General features: G+C 49.4%; 13 protein-coding genes. 7 read left to right on the top strand and 6 right to left on the bottom strand.

Annotation, left to right across the window (positions count from 1 at the left end; genetic code table 11):
* Positions 1–32: 32 nt before the first annotated feature.
* From PMI05_RS11255 to PMI05_RS11245, 3 genes are all read left to right on the top strand, one after another.
* Positions 33–2132 (top strand): phage tail protein I, encoded by a 2100-nt coding sequence (locus PMI05_RS11255; protein ID WP_238543288.1) that lies wholly within the window; start codon positions 33–35, stop codon positions 2130–2132.
* Between the two features lie 36 nt (positions 2133–2168).
* Positions 2169–3806 (top strand): hypothetical protein, encoded by a 1638-nt coding sequence (locus PMI05_RS11250; RefSeq protein ID WP_007721309.1) that lies wholly within the window; start codon positions 2169–2171, stop codon positions 3804–3806.
* A 78-nt stretch (positions 3807–3884) separates the two neighbouring features.
* Positions 3885–4709 (top strand): aldo/keto reductase, encoded by an 825-nt coding sequence (locus PMI05_RS11245; RefSeq protein ID WP_007721304.1) that lies wholly within the window; start codon positions 3885–3887, stop codon positions 4707–4709.
* Between the two features lie 55 nt (positions 4710–4764).
* Here the strand turns inward: PMI05_RS11245 and PMI05_RS11240 are convergent, their stop codons facing one another.
* Positions 4765–5511: a YheC/YheD family protein gene (locus PMI05_RS11240; protein WP_369751199.1), complete on the bottom strand. Its 747-nt coding sequence runs from the start codon at positions 5509–5511 to the stop codon at positions 4765–4767.
* 218 nt (positions 5512–5729) lie between these two features.
* Between PMI05_RS11240 and PMI05_RS11235 the strand changes: the two genes are divergently transcribed.
* Complete coding sequence (locus tag PMI05_RS11235) at positions 5730–6476, top strand: IclR family transcriptional regulator (RefSeq protein ID WP_007721300.1); 747 nt, start codon at positions 5730–5732, stop codon at positions 6474–6476.
* A 71-nt stretch (positions 6477–6547) separates the two neighbouring features.
* Here PMI05_RS11235 and PMI05_RS11230 read toward each other — a convergent pair whose 3' ends face one another.
* A complete protein-coding gene (locus PMI05_RS11230) occupies positions 6548–7513 on the bottom strand; it encodes an NAD(P)-dependent alcohol dehydrogenase (RefSeq protein ID WP_007721298.1) in 966 nt (321 codons plus the stop codon).
* Positions 7514–7694: 181 nt separating this feature from the next.
* Between PMI05_RS11230 and PMI05_RS11225 the strand changes: the two genes are divergently transcribed.
* The 3 genes from PMI05_RS11225 (at position 7695) to uvrA (ending at position 11580) form a co-directional block, all read left to right on the top strand.
* Positions 7695–8327: a TetR/AcrR family transcriptional regulator gene (locus PMI05_RS11225; protein ID WP_007721296.1), complete on the top strand. Its 633-nt coding sequence runs from the start codon at positions 7695–7697 to the stop codon at positions 8325–8327.
* Positions 8328–8336: 9 nt separating this feature from the next.
* Positions 8337–8840 carry a DUF4188 domain-containing protein gene (locus PMI05_RS11220; RefSeq protein ID WP_007721294.1) on the top strand — a complete coding sequence of 168 codons (504 nt, stop codon included), beginning with the start codon at positions 8337–8339 and terminating at the stop codon, positions 8838–8840.
* 298 nt (positions 8841–9138) lie between these two features.
* On the top strand, positions 9139–11580 hold the full coding sequence (gene uvrA, locus PMI05_RS11215) for an excinuclease ABC subunit UvrA (protein ID WP_007721292.1): 2442 nt from the start codon (positions 9139–9141) through the stop codon (positions 11578–11580).
* 60 nt (positions 11581–11640) lie between these two features.
* Here uvrA and PMI05_RS11210 read toward each other — a convergent pair whose 3' ends face one another.
* The 4 genes from PMI05_RS11210 to alr all read right to left on the bottom strand — a co-directional run bounded on the left by PMI05_RS11210 (position 11641) and on the right by alr (position 15806).
* A complete protein-coding gene (locus tag PMI05_RS11210) occupies positions 11641–11964 on the bottom strand; it encodes a DUF3892 domain-containing protein (protein WP_007721290.1) in 324 nt (107 codons plus the stop codon).
* Between the two features lie 72 nt (positions 11965–12036).
* Positions 12037–12843, bottom strand: coding sequence for a DUF2785 domain-containing protein (locus tag PMI05_RS11205; RefSeq protein ID WP_007721288.1), 807 nt, complete (start codon positions 12841–12843; stop codon positions 12037–12039).
* A gap of 109 nt (positions 12844–12952) precedes the next feature.
* Positions 12953–14545, bottom strand: a complete 1593-nt coding sequence (locus PMI05_RS11200; RefSeq protein WP_007721286.1) for an alkaline phosphatase family protein — start codon at positions 14543–14545, stop codon at positions 12953–12955.
* A 79-nt stretch (positions 14546–14624) separates the two neighbouring features.
* Positions 14625–15806: an alanine racemase gene (gene alr, locus PMI05_RS11195; RefSeq protein WP_007721284.1), complete on the bottom strand. Its 1182-nt coding sequence runs from the start codon at positions 15804–15806 to the stop codon at positions 14625–14627.
* Between the last annotated feature and the right edge of the window lie 170 nt (positions 15807–15976).

The raw sequence follows: 15976 nt of genomic DNA, 5'->3' as shown, positions 1-15976 counted from the left end.
CGGGAACAAACGGAGGAGTGGGCGTGGATACAATGAATCGTTTCTTTTCCCTGAACAATCCATCCGATTGGCAGCGGGGGGCCTGGTATAACCTTCACGTCTCCAACGAGGGGATCGCGCTGAATAAATCGCCCGAATATGTGATCGATCATGTGCATCTGGCTGGGACGACACATCACTCTCGACTCTTGGATTTTGCGATTGCACGAGTTGGCTCGTTGCTTTGGCTGGATGAAAGCGGGCATATCACGCATTACGATGACAGCAACAACTTCAAGGAGACTGTGTTTCGCGCTGGACGGGGGTTGTTTTCCAAAGACTCGTTTCTCGTCGCTGACGATGAATACATGTACATCATCGACCCCGAAGCAAGGCGAAAAGTTGGAGCATATTCCATAGCCAACGGCCAGTGTGTTTGGAGCTGGGAAGATGGGGAAGGACAGCGGCTTTTTCCTTTGGATGCAGGGCTGGATGAGGAAGGACATCTTTACATCACGACACCCGTGGTTGTAGATCGAGCCAACGAACGGAAGGAAATCGCGGCGGGAACACAAGTCGTCGTCCTTCGGCTGAATCGGGCAGGTAAGATAGACACTACATACACGCATGCGGAATTGAAAGTAACAGAGACAGCTACACTCCGTGAAATCAGGAGAAGAAGGCTGTTTCGCCTGTCCGTTGCCGAAGCGGGCGTTGCCTATCTATTTTTGGCACAGACGAATCAAGTGTTTCGATTCTCTTCGGAAGGCTCCGATGTGTGCACCTTGGCGATCCCATCAGGAACCAAGCCCGCGGGATTTGCCGTGGGTCCAGGTCCCATTCTCTACGTGGGTGATAGTCGTTCCATCGATTCCGCTCATGATCATACGCGATTCATTTTGCGTTTTCGGCCGACGGGAGAAGCACTTGCGCCATTGACCAACTACCACGGACGTGCAGACAAGCTCGTTTTTGACAAGCAGCAACGTTTGTATGTTTGGGACGCGCAGAAAAATGTTCTGACCATGTTGAGGCTCATCTCGCGGACGTCCAACCTGGATGATACCGGAATACCGATGGGCATCTACTTCTCTCGTGCATTGGATAGCTCGGAATTTGAAACGGTGTGGCATAAATTCACGCTGGATGCAGACATACCGGAAGAAACGCAATTACTCATCTCGACATTTTCTTCTGATCGAAAAGAGCATGTGATTCATGGAGCCGTACACAATCTGGATGATTTTTTGCTGAGACCCGACATGGACTGGAAAACCAAGCTGCAACGGACGGCCAATTTATGGGCGGAGCCGGTAATAAATGCTTCAGATGCGTTGTTTCATTCAGCAAAAGGCCGCTATTTATGGCTCAAAATCGAATGGCTCGGTACTGACTGTCACTCCCCGTTGCTCAGGCAAATGCGGATTTACTCGCCGCGCGACACATTTTTGCGGTATCTGCCAGCGACTTATCAAAGTGAACCTGCCAGTGCTGATTTTTTGGAGCGCTTCCTCTCCCTTTTCGGGACGTTTTACTTGGAGCTGGAGGAACAGATTGATACCATCTCGCGGTTGTTCGATCCTGATACGACACCTGGCGAATTTGTCCCCTGGCTCGCTTCCTGGTTGGGGATGGACAGGGAAGAGCATTGGACAGAGGCACAGCGCCGAGAGCTGATTCGTCGCGCACCGGAGCTGTATGCAGAGCGGGGCACTCGTGCGGGCTTGGAAAAGATGGTAGAGCTGTATACCGGGGAGCGCCCGATGATCGTTGAGTATTTTCAAATCAGGAACATGAAGGCGATCCCTGAGCTGCACGAGCTGATCTCTTCCTTGTACATGGATCATCCGTATCAATTTTGCCTGATCGTTTCGCAGGAATCCGCGAAAACAGAGCGGGAGCAGTCGGTTCTGCAAAAGATTTTGGAAGATCAAAAGCCTGCTTTTACAGAGGCAAAGCTCATCGTTCTGCGACCGGGCATCTACGCCGACCTCCATAGCTACGTGGGGATTAATTCTTATTTGACGGAGCCGTCGTTCCTTACGCTCGATCAAAATTTATCCATGCCATACAACACGGTGCTAAGCGGGAAGGACCGCAGCAGACGAATCGATTATGACACGAGGATTGGCCTGGATGCAGAGCTGGAGTAAGAAGCCGAGATTTATACGTGAAGTGAGGTGTTTGAGATGAAGAATCTGCGTTATTTTCCACATGAACGGAATGTGTATTTCAAAGGGAAGCTGTTGACCGTCAGAGATTTCGAATCAGAACAGCGCTATTTCAATGACAAACGTCGACTCACCAATCGTCTACTTCACGGGGGTGGAGTGGTATGCGGTTTGCAAGTGATCGCTGTGGACGAAAAGCAGATTTCGGTTGAGGCTGGAGTCGCTCTAGATTATCTCGGGAGGGAAATCGTACTTCCTGAGCCAGTGAAGCTGAAGCTGTCCATGATGGAAGGCTTTAGCAATAACGATTACGCGAAAAATGTGTACGTTTGCTTGGCATATGATGAAAAAGGCAAGGAACAGGTCTTCTCCGTCTCTGAAACCGTCGAGCAAGAAATGGCTGAATACAACCGGGTGGCAGAAGGATATCGGCTTTTTATCAAAGAGGAGGCACCACATCCTGCTTCCATCGAAGGGGTTCAACTGGTAGAGCAAAGAGTGCTGCTTTATGCAGATCCACAGGTGCGCATCTGGCAGGCGACTCCACGATACGTCAATCCGGGTGAAGTATTTTCATTGCAGTTGCACATCGAGAAGACGGTACAAACGTCACGCGTGGAATTCCAATACAAGCTGGATGCACCAGGGCTGACAGTCATGGAAAGCAGTGACGGAAGTGTATCCTTTTTAGAGCCTGTTGACGCGAAAGAGACGGATTACGTCATCTCCATTCCAATCAAAGCTGGCTGGGATCGCGGTACGGTAGAGCTGGCAGTGCTGGGTGGCAAGGCAGAGGTTCGACTCGGTGATCGCTTGGTGCACACGGATCTCGTTTCTGTCGGAAAAATCGAAATCACGACAGACGATCTGGTAGAGCGGCTCGTGTCCGATTACTACAGTCGCAAGCTGGATCAGGTGACACAAGCGAACGAACAGCCTTTTCTTTATTTGGCAAAAGTCTGCTTGCTGCAAATGAATGCGACTTATGTGATTGAGAAGGTTGTTCCTGTTCCGTTTGGTGAGTACGTGTATACACCAGCGCTTTTGCAAAAGCTTGCGTTGCGTGCACAGAAAGGAAAGCCAGTCGAGCAAGGCTCCCATGCTGATTCCTTTCGGGTGACCACGCGTGTGAAAGAAATCGCGGCAGGCGATAAGCCGCAATTCGATGTGAGCTACGATAATCTGGCGTCTGTCTACCAATTTGAGCTTGGACTGCCCCGAGCAGGAAAGGCAAATGAACAAGTAGCAACTGGCGTGGTGGAAATACCGATTGAGCCCTATTCATCCAACTGGCCGTTTGGGGTCAAGATCGGCAATCGTTATTTTTCTGAGGAGCTCAAGCACTCCCTCGGGAAAGGTAACGTGTATGTCAGTGCAGGTATCGAGGATTTTCATGCAGATGTGATCGATGAGTTGCTTTCCCAACATGAGCAAGTGATGTACGGGCATAGCAGTGTTTTTGATGATTCGGAGTATGCGACAGATGCAGCGCATTTTGCAGTAGGGGTCATCGTTTATCCGCAGAAAGGAACGTTTCGGATCGGCGTTCAGGTGAAGGGACCTGTTCAGACAGATCGGGTAAGGATCAGGTGGTGGGCGATCAAACCGCTGGCAGCAGGGACAGAGGGCGAGTCGTATCAAGATTCGCAAGAGTAGCAAGGTTTGCTTCATTTTGTATTTATGCTACACTTTCTTATTGTAAGTACATATCAGCGTTAGACGGGAGGAGATCCAATGGCAACACATATCTCAGATCATTCCGTTTTGAACAACGGGGTGAAGATGCCCTGGCTGGGTCTGGGTGTCTGGAAGGCAAAAGACGGAAACGAAACGTTGGCCGTCCGGTCCGCGATTGAGGCGGGTTATCGCAGTATAGACACGGCAGCTATCTACGGCAACGAAGCCGGCGTAGGCGAAGGAATCCGTCAAGCCGGGATTGATCGCGATCAATTGTTTATCACGACCAAGGTGTGGAATGCGGATCAAGGCTACGAGTCAACGCTGAAGGCTTTTGATGAAAGTATGAAAAAGTTGGGTACCGATACGCTGGATTTGTACCTGATTCACTGGCCCGTAAAAGGCAAGTATGTCGATACATGGAGGGCCTTGGAAAAGCTGTACCGCGATGGATATGTACGTGCGATTGGCGTCAGTAATTTTCATAGCCACCACCTCGAGGATTTGCGCCAACATAGCGAGATCGTTCCGGTTGTCAACCAAGTCGAGTATCATCCATTGCTTACCCAAAAAGAATTGCATGCGTATTGCAAAGAGCATCAAATTCAACTAGAAGCATGGAGCCCGTTGATGCAAGGAAATCTCGCTCATCCTCTCTTGGTAGAATTGGGACAAAAATATGGCAAGTCTCCTGCACAAATTGTGCTTCGCTGGGATTTGGAAAACCAAGTGGTCACGATTCCGAAATCGATCACACCAGAGCGGATTCGCCAGAACGCAGATGTTTTTGACTTCTCCCTGAGTGCAGAGGATGTAGAAAAAATCACTGCCTTGAATGACAACAAGCGTTTTGGGCCAGACCCAGATCATTTTGATTTTTAAAGGTACCATCACCTCAGATCAAAGGGGAGCCGCGACAGAACGGCTCCCCTTTTTCTTATACGTGCCTTCGATAGGCACATATATGGTTGTACATCGATTTGTCGGCAAGCTTCAGAAACAAGGTAATGTCTGGTCGTAGATTGGCTTCAATAATCCACACCCGGCCACTTGCGTCAATGCCCATATCCAGTCCAAAGACTTTCTGGCGGGTGTAATAGCGTGCCAATCGATTTGCAGCGAGTATGGCGATTCTTCGCAGGCGAGCAATTACCGTGGAGGCAGAAGCGCTGCGAATCGAAGAGCGTTGAATGGCTGAGCGGATCGGCAGCACCCGTCCCTTGCTTCTTTTGACATTGGTGATGATGTAGCCTTTACCTGCTACTTTTGCAAGCATTCCGGTGACGACCCAGGGAGAGCCTGGTCTTCTTTGGACCATTACTCTTACATCGAACAAGGAACCATTGAACTGTGCCAGCGAGATCCCGCGCTGAATCAGATAAGGGGTCGTTATTTTTCGGCGCAAATACCTGAAAGTCTCCAACTTGCCACGCAACGTGTGCTGTGAAGGTCCACGCTGGACGCGGTAACGGCTCTTGGCTTTCCGTGTGACGAGCATGACGCCAGCACCACCACTTCCTCCTGCTGGTTTGACGATCACCTTTTTGTATTGATCTAGAAAAGCATACAAAGACTGCTTAGAAAAACGACCTGTCCGGGGTAAGGCCGAGTCAAGCGCAGAACTTGCTCGGAGCACGCTATACTTGGTCAGTTTTGATTTGCTCTTTTTGCTCAAGGAGGTCATTCCCCCAATCGATAATGGAAACGTTGCTGTTTTGCTGTCAGTGTATGTCCTATCTGGTTTCAGCGTTTGTGGGAATGACCTCGTGAACAGAAAATAGGTAGGGGAGCCTTCGGATTCGCTCTTTACTATGCTTTATTTTTTCGTATACTGAAAAGTAGCATATTCGTTTCATCAGATGAAACGATCGGAACAAAGTAGGAAGCAGGTGTCAAACACTTATGGAAGAAGAACAAAAAGCAAACGTTCGAGCAGTCGATCGGGCTTTGGATATCCTGCTCTGTTTTACAGACGCTACGGATCTAGGCCTGAGCGAGATAGCGAGTCGACTCTCCCTGCATAAAAGTACCGTGCATCGTTTGCTGGCAACGCTGGAGAACAAAGGGTTTCTAATACGAGATGTTCAGACGGAGAAGTATCGACTTGGGTTTCGGGTTTGGGAGTTATCCGCCAATTTGTCGCAAAACGATGATCCAGCGATATTACTGCTGCCGGAGATGGAGCGATTGCGGGATTTGGTGGAGGAAACGGTTAGTCTGTACGTGCGGGATGGAAACGAGCGGATTCGCGTACAGGCAGTCCAAAGCAAGCAGCCGATTCGCAGGGTGGCGCCAATCGGGGCGCGTATGCCACTCACGGTGGGGGCATCCAGCAAAGTACTTGTTGCATATGCAGAGCCTTTCATTTTGCAGGAAGTCATCAGCGACCCGAATTGGCCTGACTATGTGAACAAGGAGTCTTTTATTGAGCAATTGGATCAAATCAGGAAGCAAGGCTTCGCGACTAGTGTGGAGGAACGGGAGCTGGGGACAGCAGCCGTAGCCGTCCCGATATTCAACCGCAACGGACAATTGGTAGCGTCTATTGCGGCGTCGGGTCCTTCCAACCGCCTGACTCCTGAAAAAATGAGCCAATATGCGCCTTACATCATGGAAGCAGCCTATCGGATGGGAAAAATGATGAAATAACGAATAAGCCAATCCAAACACACTCAGAAAATGTTTGGATTGGCTTTATTTTTTGAACGATCACAACGTATTCATTGTCGCACGGTTAACACCACGTTACCTTTCTTATGCCCCAGCTCCACATAGGAGTGGGCCTCCGCTGCTTGCTCTAGCGGATAAATACGATCGATGATGGGACGCAGTTTGCCAGCCTCGATCAGCTCCTTTAAAAACCTCAAGTCTTCCGCGTTTTCCTTCGTAGCTCCGCCAATCACTTTCTTACGGCTCGTCATGTTCGTCCATAACCCGCGAACGATTGGCAGAGGACTAAAATGAACCGCACGCAGGTAGAAGCCGTTCGGTGTCAGTCGCTCGACGCATGACTGAAACGGACTCTTTCCGACGGTATCGAAAATGATATCGTAGACCGTACCGTCGTCCTCGAAGTTCTCTTTTGTATAATCGATGATTCGGTCGGCCCCCAACGATCTTACCAGCTCCACATTCGATGTGCTGCATACTCCGGTCACTTCCGCACCGAAATGCTTGGCGAGCTGCACCGCATACGTCCCGACGCTGCCAGAAGCGCCGTATACGAGCACGCGCCTGCCGCGCTGGATAGTGCCCTTCCGGAGAAATTGCAAGGCCGTATAGGCACCGACCGGAACGGCAGCTGCTTCCTCAAACGACAAATTCGAAGGCTTCAGCGCGATACAACCGTTCTCAGGTAAGCATTTGTATTCGGCATACGCGCCGAAGCCGGTTCCGCACGCAGCATAGACGGCATCCCCCGGCTTAAACTTAGAAACACCACTGCCTGTTGATTCGACCACCCCGGCTAATTCGAAGCCGAGAATCTTGATTTTCCTCGGTTTCCACAGACCATTGAACAGACGTGCCAAGAAAGGATCTGCCTTGCGTAAACGCCAATCCCCCGCAGCGGCAGTTGCAGCATAGACTTTGATTAATACCTCGTCGTCCTTTGGTACAGGCTTGGTGACCTCTCGAAGCTGCAGGACATATGGCGGCCCGTATTGCTCGTATACGATCGCTTTCATCTCTTCGCCCTCCAATTATCCTTGGCTGTTTTCCTATTTTATACGGAGTGATTTGATTAAAGTTCTATTTTATTTTTTGAATGAGAGTGCTGATTTTTAGTTACTCGAATGAAAAACTTTACTCGAGTTAATTTATATACTAAGATAAACGCAAGTAGAAATATGGAAAAAGGAGTACAAGATGGCCGAAGCATTATCATTACGTGAGAAAAAGAAAGCAAAAACCAAATTCGCCCTTCTGGACGCTGCCTTGGAGCTGATGGGCGACGGGAGCTTCCGAAATGTACTGGTGGATGACATTTGTGAACGAGCAGAGGTGTCGAAGGTCACATTCTTTAAATTTTTCCCGCAAAAGGAAGAGCTCTTGATTTATTACATGAGCGTATGGCAAGCAGAGTGCTTTGTTGAGTTGCGAAGTACTGGCAAGCGGGGATGGGAAGCCGTTCGGCATATTTTTGCCAAGGTTACGCGCGATAGCGAGAAGCAGCCTGGGATCATGCTTAGCCTTATCAGCTTTTTAGCCGAGCAAAAAATGCACCCGTGTGTACCGCTTTTATCTGATGCTGAATTGTATTTACGCTTCCCTGAGGAAGAGGAGAGAGAAGCCATTAGAGCTACTGATCTGCATCAAATATTGCAAAAGTGCGTGCAAGAAGCATCCGAAGATGGTCAGCTTGCCCTTCATCTGTCGGAGGAGGAGGCCGTAATTCTGTTATTCTCGATATTTTACGGAGCCTATCTGACTGCACATTTGTTTCATGTGTCTGATTATATGGCGTGTTACGAGCTGCACTTCAAATCTTTGATAAGGTAGGGGAGTCGGATGGCAAAAGTAGTTCCGGGACGTTTTACAGCACAAATGGAAGGATCATTCGTCGTATTTATCATTGGGATGCGAATCAACCGAATGCTTGCGGTTCACAAGTGGATGCCAGTAGCCAATGCAATGGGAGGCATGATGCGAGAATTGTATCAGCACCCGGAGCTCGGACTGTTGAGTCACACTTCGCATTTTAATCTGCGTGAAATCACCCAAATCCAGTATTGGCGATCCTATGAGCATCTGGAAAATTACGCGAGAAATAGCCACAATCATCTGAGCGCGTGGAGGAAGTTCAACCAAGCGGTAGGAACGGATGGAACGGTGGGGATTTTTCACGAGACGTACTTGGTCGATGCGGGAAAATACGAATGCCTTTACGGAAATATGCCTGTTTGGGGATTGGCCAGGGCAGGTGAGCATTTACCGGCAGTTGGAAAAAGGGAGACGGCACGCCGCCGATTGGGCGGTGAGAACGAGCCAGCAGTCCCTACTCCTACACAATAAGAGAAGATACCTCGAAAGCTATACATCCAGTCGCAAACAAGCGGCCCTTTCTTCTTTTTAGAGCGATACAGCATTGGATTGTCTGTCCAACTGCTGCAAGGTCTAAGGAAGAGAGGGCCGTTTTGTTCGAGAAAAACGTTAAAGCTCCATGACGGGATGTTTTTTATATCTAACGGTAGTCAAAGGGGCATTTTTGGAATAACCTTGGCACTTGCATGAATGTTGTATAGTTGATCAAGCAGGTCAGTCTTCGTAAGCGAAAGGGACTGACATTTCAATTATGAAGGAGGTTTTTTGCATGAAAGACTTGATTCGCATTCGGGGAGCAAGAGAAAACAACTTGAAGAACATTTCTCTCGAGATTCCCAAGCATCGTCTCGTGGTGGTAACCGGACCATCTGGATCGGGTAAATCGACGCTTGCGCTTGATATTCTGCAACGAGAATGCCAACGACAGTATATGGAGTCCAGTGGAATGTCATCTGAATCACTAGCGAAGCCTCGTGTGGATTCGATCGAAGGACTGTCTCCCTCCATTGCGATCAGTCAACATGTGACCAACCGTAATCCCAGATCGACAGTTGGAACCGTCACAGACATGTATACCTATTTGCGGACAGTCTATGAAAAGAAGGGGGAGAGACGCTGCCAGAAGTGTCGCGCATCAATAGCACCTGCTGCCAATGGCGGAGAAATAGAAGCCGTCACGTGCCCGGTATGTGCCTATGTCCATCTCCCTCTGACCAAAGCAGATTTTTCGTTTAATACGCCCCAAGGTGCTTGCCCGACTTGCAGTGGATTGGGAACGGTCGTCGATATTGATGTGGAAGCCGTGTTTGATGAAACAAAGAGCATTCAAGAAGGAGCGGTTACCTTTTGGTACGAGGCGATTAATGAATATCAGGCTAGCGTGCTTGCGGCGGCAGGAAAACATTACGGCTTGACGATGAATCTGCCATTGAACGAGTACAACGAAGCGCAGTGGGATCTGCTCAAATATGGCGTGGAGAGCGAGGAGTTTTCTCGACACTTCCCTTCTGTTCAGCCCCCGAAAACCGTAGGAAAGGGAAGGTTTAAAGGGGTCATCACAGGCATGTGGCAACGCTATAGGGAAAAAGATGGACAATCGGGTGAAGCTGCTTACTTTCTTACCCAACCTTGTCACGACTGCCATGGTGAGAGGTTAAAGGAGGAGAGTCGCCTCGTTACAGTAGAGGGCAGGACGTTGCCGAGCCTATCGAAGAGCTCATTGGAGGAGCTAGGGGATTGGGTGGAGAGTGTGCATGTACGAGCTGCCCGTGAAGAAGATACGATTTTGGAGGCCGTCCTCCATGATTTGCTCATCAAGATCAAGCGCGTCATCCATGTGGGGCTGGGCTATTTGACCCTAGATCGACAGGCTATCTCTCTTTCTGGCGGTGAAGCACAGCGATTGCGGCTCGCTTCCATTCTAGGCTCTGGCTTGACTGGTGTTCTTTATTTGCTGGATGAACCAACATCGGGTTTGCATCCAAAGGACACGGATGGACTCGTGAAGGTCATGAAGGAGCTGCGTGATTTAGGCAACACGGTGCTGCTCATCGAGCATGACCAACGAGTGATTCAAGAAGCGGATCACGTGATTGATGTGGGGCCAGGAGCAGGACGTTTTGGCGGCGAAATTGTCGGGCAAGGTTCGCTGAAAGAATTGCTAAACCAGCCGCATTCTGTCACAGGCCGCTACTTGAAAGAACAGAGAATGCTGTCGTCCAAAGAGCGAAAAGGAACAGGTGAGTGGATCAGGATTGAAGGGGCCACGTTGCACAATTTGCGCGATGTGACCGTATCGTTCCCACTGGGAAGACTGGTTGCAGTCTCAGGTGTCTCTGGCTCGGGTAAATCGACACTCGTCTACGATTTGCTGGCAGCCGCTGCCGAGAAGCGAACCGGAAAAGCAACAGGGTGTCGCGCGATTACAGGACTTGAAGCCATTCAAAGTGTCATTACAGTGGATCAGTCGGCGCTATCACGCATGCAGCGCTCCAATGTCTCCACGTACGTCGACCTGTATACGCTGTTGCGGAAAATATACGCTGCCTTACCAGCAGCCAAAAAGCGTGGTTTGGATGCCAAGCACTTTTCATTCAATACGCCGGGCGGAAGATGTGAGCGCTGCGAGGGACTGGGGAGAGTGGAAGTGGACATGCATTTTCTATCCAACTTGCAGGTCGTCTGCCCAGATTGCCGCGGAAAAAGATTTCGTTCAGAGGTCTTGGAGGTAACGTACCAAGGCTATTCCATTTCCGATATCTTGCTGCTTAGTATTGAGGAGAGCCTCTCCTTGTTCAGCGAGCAAAAGAAGATGACGCAATTGCTGACCCTGCTGTGTGAGGTAGGACTCGGCTACTTGCAATGGGGACAGTCCGTGACGACCTTGTCAGGTGGTGAAGGACAACGGTTGAAGCTGGCTAGGGAGCTGAGTGCATCTTCGACAGGGCATACGCTGTATCTACTGGATGAGCCATCGACAGGATTGCATCCGATTGACGTCGAGAAGCTCCATGTACTCTTGAGCAAATTGGTCGATGCGGGAAATACCGTGATTATGGTCGAGCACAACACAGAACTGATCGCTGCGTCAGACTGGGTGATTGATATGGGACCTGGAGGAGGTAGTTCTGGAGGGACCGTGGTTGCGAGCGGAACACCAAAAGAAGTGGCAGCCACGAAAGAGTCGATTACTGGAAAGTTTATCCACTAATCCAATACGCGTCGATACAAAAAGGTCGCCCCGATTCTGCTGTGGGCGACCTTTTTGCCGTCAAAAGTCAGGTAGACGATCCAAATTGTTTTCCTTGATTCCGTCTGGCTCACTCCGCAGTATGTCTCTCCCATACTTGTGAAACACGTCTACATGGGCCAGCTTGCCAGCCTTTGCGTCGTTGAGTGCGGTGATATAGTCGAGCTCACGACCAGAGTCTGTTTTAAAAGCGATCAAGTCTCCATCGTCGTTTTTTCTGACGGCCACGATTTGCTCTTTCCCTGTATTCGTCAGTGGACTGTTATCATCATTTTCCTGGATCGCCTGTTGTTCTCCCTCATTTTTGTAGGCTTCATAAATTTGTTCAAAGCTCCGTTGATCCATGTATTATCCCTCCTCCTCTAATAGGGTGTCTAAAAAGGAGGAGAACATGTATTCGTTTTTTGCTTCCGGGAACTATGCTCGCTGTGAACTTAGAGGAAGTAAGGTCGCTGCTATCCGCTTATACTTTTCCTGGTCATGGATGCGATAGTACAGGCTCCGCAAAAAGTTTTTCACATTAATTCGCCCCGTATACGCTTCGATCGAATAGCCACTATCCAAACGATTCGCAAAACTCCGAACCCATCCATCGATCTCATCCAAGGAGAGTTCATCTCGATTCCAGACTGAAAGGACAGCAGTCACCAAGCGCTCATCTTCTTCGTACGTATAAACTGATTTTGCCCCTGCGACTGTTTCGCGGATGACTCCGAGAATTTGCTTCAGGTCAGTCTGATCCAGTTCACTGGATTGGGCCAGGTCATCGAGAGCGTCTGCAGCATGAGCGGTAGCATGCGCCCAGCCTTTTTCTTCCACATAGCCTCGCAGGTCTGTTTCTTGCCGTATGTAAGAGAAAAGTTTGTCTTTCACGTAAAGGATCGCTTCTTTGGCAAGAAAAGGATGATTCCGATGCAGGATCAGGATAAGGGGAAGCAATAAAACGGAAAAGGAGCGCGTGAATACCGAGTCAGTCCCACTTTCACCTATGCGATAAAATAAATGCTGGTCGTCGAGTGCAATCGCTAGCAGCTCTTGCAGCTGTTCAGGGGAGAGCACACCTTCCTCTATCCAATGAGAGAACGTAGAATAGATGAGCTCATCACGTAGTTGGGGATCGGGTGAACCGATGTGCGTAACCATTTCGAGCGCCAAATCAAAAGCATGTGGTGGCGCCAGAAAGCTATTCGCTCGAATCGCGAGCAAGGTTTCTTTTAATGACATCTTCTCAGCTCCTTTATTTTCCTAATTTTACAACAATGATGGCCACGACGGAATAAAAAGAAAAGAGGGCAGATTTGCCGATACCTGCCCTCTCTAAAAGCTGCTCCACTCATTCGGTTGTCAGGTGCAGCAGCCAGTCTTTCAAGTCAACGATACGCAAAGTTTTGGGCCCCGTAGTGGTCCCGGTTACTAGCAGGGGAACGAGTGAGTCCACCTCGTGCAAGGAACCGTGTGCCGCTCCCCCTATATGAGTGGGAGAGCTTTCGGTAATGAGCTCATGCCCTGGCTGAACAGTAACGACCACATATCTGCCTTCATGCGAATTCATCGCGCCGTAGAGCCTCGCCAAAGCGTCCGGATATTTCCCATACGTGATCCGGTCCTTGTTAATGGTGATATCGAGCAGACGCGGATCACCGCTGAAGGCCCATGTTTGACCATATGGATCGGTAAAGGGACCGTTTGGTTGATAGGCAAACTCACGGTTGATCTTGCCTGCTGTAACGACAATCTTTTTGTTTTCCTTCCTTGCTATGATGTCTAGCGTCGGTTCACGCTGCAAACGTTTTACGATATCGGATAACGAAATACGCGAGTTCAAGGCATAAATATAGGCCATCCGTTCGTTGGTCGAAATTACGATTTGGTCAGTAGGGGTCACAGGCTGACTGATTTTGGCTATTTGATAGTCGGTCAATAAGCTGCGCACGTCAATGGTTGCGGTCTTGCGATCATCCAGAACAGCGCTCTGGGCACTGTCTCCCATGACGATCCACCGTGCTTCTTTGATTGCCTTATCCCAAGATCCAAATGCATCGAGTACGGCTTGAAGCGCTTTATCCGCTTTTTCAATCCCTTCAATCGTAGCGGGTCCCTTCCTATGTACTTCCATATCATTTTCCGGCAAGTAGGTGATGGTAAGAGGGGGGAGCTTCTTGTTCGCGATGAGATAGGCAGCCTCCTGCGCGGAAAACTCATCATTCATCCCGTATTTTCGCCACATGCGCTTTTCACTCTTTTGATTCGGATCAAGCTGGGCAAATGCTGCATACGACATCAGTTTTGGTCCAGTCACATTCAGTTCGCCAGGCAAACGCGTGCCGAAATCAATGAGACGGGGGATTTGTAAGGAGTGCGGCGTTTTGCCGCGCCATAGAATCGCATTGATGGAAGCAGTATCCTTGCCTTTTTCCGCCAATTCTTCATGGATGGTTTTCGTTTGCGGATTGAGCTGGACCAGGTTCAATTGATGAAGGATATCTAGCAGCACTTGTGGCTGATCGATCTTCAGACCTTCTTTGGGACCATACCCGTAATAAATCATCCGCTTTTCCTTGTTGCTGAACCAGGATAATCCCGGTACATGATGCTCATTGGCATACGTCCCTGTAAGGAGGGTGCTGTCGATAGTTACCGACATGGTGGGAAAGGAGCTCACAACTTGCGGGTAATAGCGCCCGTTTGCAAGCAAATAACCCAAAGCGGGAGCACGGCCTTGGCGGATCGCTTCTTGCAGTGGTTTGTCCATTAACGAATCAATGAGAATGAACAGGACAGGCTTTTGCGATTCATTTCTCTCAGCTGAGGGTTGAGCCTTGAGGCTATGCTGACGGATTTGGGAAGCTGAGTCTGGCTTACAGCTGATTACAGTCAGACTCAGCGTCAACAGGAGAAGGATAGCGTATGTGAATCGCGACTTCATGTTTCCATTCCTTTTTTGCGAATTTGGTTTTCCCTATTTTTTGTTTTCGCAAAAAAATTATTCCCCAAGTCTGCCTCATTTAACCTTCCGGCAACAGATGAGAGATCTCTACAACCACCCCATTTTCTAAAAACAAACGAGGGATGCGATTACTGAGGGTGGCAACGACTTCATAGTTGATCGTCCCGAGCATTTCGGCAATCTCATCGACAGGAATCTCGCGGTTTCCTTGCTTGCCGTAAATCACGACCTCATCGCCTTGGTTTCCACTGCCTTCTCCCAAGCTAACCATCATCTGATCCATTGTCACTCGCCCTGCGATTGGCAACCGTCTGCCTTGATACAGAACAAATCCCCGGTTAGAAAGTGCGCGGGAATAACCGTCAGCATAACCAATTGGAACCGTCCCGATGACCTCTCCGCGCTTTGCTGTGTATGTAGCACCATAACTGATGGTAAACGGTGGTGTCAGCATTGTCTTTACATAGGAGAAGCGCGATTTCAAGCTGAGTGCCGGAACGAGCTTGACGCGATGGAGCTGTCGGATATAAGCGGATGGATACAGCCCGTACATACCGATTCCGAGGCGGATCATATCGGCGCTGTATTCGGGAAACGCAATAGAAGCGGCGGTGTTGCACATGTGTACGGTCGGAAGCTCGAATCCTTTTTCCTTCAGATAGCTGAGATACTGAACAAATAACTCATGCTGCGCTTTGGTCAATGTGTGATCAGGTTCATCTGCAGTGGAAAAATGAGTGAAGATTCCGGTCCATGCAAGGGAAGAGCTTGACGTTAACGCCTTCACGGCTGAAAGCAACCCAGATTTTGTCCGTACGCCCAATCGTCCCATACCTGTATCTATGTTGATATGGATGTTCAGACGATTGGAGAAAGCCGTTGTTTTGACAATTTTATCGGCTTTTTTGATCCAATCGGTCTGGAAAGCAGACAGATCGATATTCCAAGCAACCGCCTCTTTGACACGTGAAAGAGGCGTGAATCCCAGAACGAGAATAGGGGCTACAATTCCCGCCTTTCGTAAGACGATGCCTTCTTCCAGAATGGCGACAGCGAGGGAAGTAGCCCCGTACTCGAGGGCATGGCGGGCTACTCCAACAGAACCATGGCCATAGGCATTCGCTTTTACAACCGCCATGATCTTCGTCCGTTTAGGAATATGTCGGCGTATCGCCCGAATGTTTTTCTTGATGGCATCGAGATTTACCTCAATCCAGGTTTCGCGAAAAAACTGTTTCATCACGAATCCCTCCCTTTTTCTGGGAAACGTTTCCCTCTTCCATGCGTATTCACTGCATCTTCCACTTAAGCGTGGCCCATCAGGAAGAGATAACAAAAAGCAGACCACGGTGGCCTGCAAACGTAAAAAGAGCAGACTGCCGAGATACTCGGAGTCTGCCCTTTTCGTTG

Origin of the sequence: Brevibacillus sp. BC25 (genome assembly GCF_000282075.1) — a bacterium.
GTDB lineage: Bacteria > Bacillota > Bacilli > Brevibacillales > Brevibacillaceae > Brevibacillus.
The sequence above is the reverse complement of the archived record's forward strand: the minus strand, read 5'-3'. Positions and strand labels throughout refer to the sequence as shown.